The sequence below is a fragment of the Acidithrix ferrooxidans genome (assembly GCF_000949295.1).
GTDB lineage: Bacteria > Actinomycetota > Acidimicrobiia > Acidimicrobiales > Acidimicrobiaceae > Acidithrix > Acidithrix ferrooxidans.
Genome location: NZ_JXYS01000024.1, coordinates 1 through 2,996, shown reverse-complemented (window position 1 = coordinate 2,996; position 2,996 = coordinate 1). Strand labels below are relative to the sequence as shown.

Annotated in this window: 1 protein-coding gene and 2 pseudogenes; 1 reads left to right on the top strand and 2 read right to left on the bottom strand. The window is 47.5% G+C overall.

Annotation, left to right across the window (positions count from 1 at the left end; translation table 11 throughout):
- Both AXFE_RS04695 and AXFE_RS04690 read right to left on the bottom strand, forming a co-directional pair.
- Window positions 1–410 (bottom strand): annotated as a pseudogene (locus tag AXFE_RS04695) (hypothetical protein); the annotation flags it as partial.
- A 260-nt stretch (window positions 411–670) separates the two neighbouring features.
- The gene (locus AXFE_RS04690) at window positions 671–2,044 is read right to left on the bottom strand and encodes a fibronectin type III domain-containing protein (RefSeq protein ID WP_052604726.1); all 1,374 of its coding nucleotides are present in this window, start codon (window positions 2,042–2,044) and stop codon (window positions 671–673) included.
- Window positions 2,045–2,548: 504 nt separating this feature from the next.
- Between AXFE_RS04690 and AXFE_RS04685 the strand changes: the two are divergent.
- Window positions 2,549–2,996 (top strand): annotated as a pseudogene (locus AXFE_RS04685) (hypothetical protein); the annotation flags it as partial.

Below are 2,996 nucleotides of genomic sequence, written 5' to 3'. Positions count from 1 at the left end.
GAGAAAGGGAGATAGAAGTGAAAGAGTGTGGTCTTTTTCCCATCGATCACAGGACCATCGGAAAAGTCATACTGTGCCCATTTCCCCATCTCGGCAATCCAAGGCCAAAAGATTCTTTGCGTAGATTTCCTCCAGGCGACCTTGGCTGTAGCTACAGCTCTTCTAGTGCTTCGAATTGAACCGTTATAACCTAGCGCCACCAGCCTGACATGGATCGCCTTAGCCCGGACCTTAGCCTTAGACTTGTCAACGGCTTCCTCAATTATGCCAGCGTACTTATCGGTGGCCTTAGGACGCCTCTCATATTGACCCTGTCGTATCAGTTGTCCGGCATTTCTTGCTTGAACATACTTCTTTAGGGGTATTAGGAGAACAGCCAACGAACTGCGCTGCTCCGTTATACGATCCAAAAAGATCGTAAGCCTCAATAATTTCCATGGATTCTTTGCTATCCTTCACTTTGGGCCCTTTCTTGGCATTAGGAGTGGTATAAATCCATAATGCCCCAAGATAAGGGCCTTCATTCTTCTTTTTTCTCAAAAAGTGATAGCCAGACCGCCTTTGCATGCCCACTCTCGGGTCCAGGGGACCCGAGAGTGGGCCGTCACGCTAGGCGGTCATCCTGTATGCAATTTTAGTGGCTATATTCATTCATGCCAAATGGCCATATTCATGCATTTTCAAATGGCCGTTGACAGCTAAAGACTCCGCCATCTGCTGCAACCAACCAGTAGCCCTTGCCATCTGGGGTTGAAGCAATTCCTACTATTGGTTGATTTAGGTTTTTATTGGCTAGAGAGCCATAGAAGGTTGCACTTCCATAGCTAAATACTCCACCGTCTTTTGCAACTACGTAATATCCAGGCTTTGTCGTAGTAGATGGATTTTGAGTTGATGGACTTTGATTAGTTGTAAGTGTTGTTATAGATACCTCGTTAGAAGGTAACGAACTACCTGAGGTGTTAGTTGCTTCTATATAGAAGTAATAGGTAGTAGATGGATTGAGGTTTGTAACTGTACAGCTTGTTGAACTAGCAGTTAAAGGTGTTGTACAGCTAATAGGTGTAGTTGATTCTTTTCCACTTGTTGTTCCTTCAAAGATGTTGTAGCCAGTAGCTGGTAGATAGCTTTGGTTAGTAGATTGGCTCCAGCTAAGTGTTATAGATGTTGGTGAAATAGGTGTTGGATTGTTTAGTTGTGGGGGTGCTGGGTATGGAAAAGTAGTGGTGATTACTTGAGGAGTTTGTTGGACAGAGCCAGCATTGCGATATGGACCACTAGCGCTTATACCTCTTTGGTCTGTTGTTGGACAAAGGGTGATGCTAGGTCCACCAGTAACAATAGTTACACGTGTGTTAGTCGGTATCAATCCGATTGCTGGGTTACCTGGCTCGGGCAAGATTGTTAGTGTTGGACCACCGTTGTTTTGAAGGGGACCGAGATTTTCAGACGCGATCGAAACAATACTTGTAGATTTATTAGCAGTAGGTGAGCTTGGAAAACCACAGGTGTTATCGTCTGCGACGATGTAGCCAAGGTCAGTAATGGTGGTACCGTACCCGCTACACTCACCGCCAGATGGGGCACCACCTTTAGTTGCGAGTAGGTCGGCGGCGAGGTATGTCGCGGCATTGCCGTTATAGATTGCAGCTGCGTGCGCAGAAATGTTGTTGAAAAAGGTGGAGTTGGTAACGGTGAGCGTACCACCGTTACCGTAGATGCCTCCGCCATCGCCTCCGCCTTGGACACTCGCAGTGTTGTTGAAAAAGGTGGAGTTGGTAACGGTGAGCGTCCCACTGCTGAAGATGCCTCCGCCTTGGCCTCCGCCGTAGCCGCCCGCAGTGTTGTTGAAAAAGGTGGAGTTGGTAACGGTGAGAGCGCCATCGTTGGCGATGGCTCCGCCTTGGCCGCCTTGGCCACTAATGGCGCTGTTGTTAAAAAAAGTGGAGTTGGTAACGGTGAGCGTCCCACTGCTGAAGATGCCTCCGCCTTGGCCGCCTTGGCCGCCTTGGCCGCCCGTAATCGTTACTCCATTTAGGTTCACGAAGTTGCTGTTAATAGTTAGGACTGATACGCCCCGGGTTTAATGGAGACTCCATTATCGCAGAACCAATCGGTTCTCTTGGGTACGCATTAGCGTAGCAGAGACGGATGTCAATACCCCTAAAATCACGATATTTGATGGAGTTTGAGCTGTCTGGCGAACTGGTTGTTTAGATTAAATCTTTAAAATATGGCTGGTTCTTTACTATTTAGGACATCTCTCGCTACCACCAACTTTGTAACAAACAAATCCACAATCACAACAGAAGCATTTGTGGTGATTGTCGACTTAAAATGCTGGGTACATCAAAATACCTACGGAAACTTTGATGGAGCTCTGGATTTAACTATGGAAGGTTAGTTATCGAGATCGACGTGGGCGACTGGTTCGTCACAATGAGGACAAGGACCACCCGTTCCAATACGGGTACGCAAAAGGTTGCATTCTGGGTATCTTTAAAATACCGAGGTAGCGACTCTCGCAGCGGGGACACTCATAGACGACTTGCATCCGCCACTTGGACGTTCTCAAAGATCTGTTTCTGCAGGTACACTTAGGCTCTGTGGTCAGGCAGGTCTTATAAAGCTCGGACGGATAGCTCTAGATGGCACCAAACTAAGAGCAAACGCATCCCGGAGAAAAGCAATGAGCTACGACCATATAACACCACGCATAGAACAGCTAGAAAAAGAGGTGGCTGAAATCCTTAGAGAAGCAGAAGCTATCGATGAAGCCGAAGATAAGACCTTCGGAGTCAATAACCGCGGAGACGAGGTTCCAGCTGAGCTCGCACGTAGGCAAAGCAGACTTTCCAAGCTGCGTGCAGCAAAAGAGGCCATCGAAGCAGATGCAAAGCAAAAGGCTAAAGAGCAAGCAAAAAAGAACTCTACAAAAAAGGGTAAAGACACCTCCGAGATCGAAGAAGCAGCCATAGAAGCCAAAGAGACAGCAA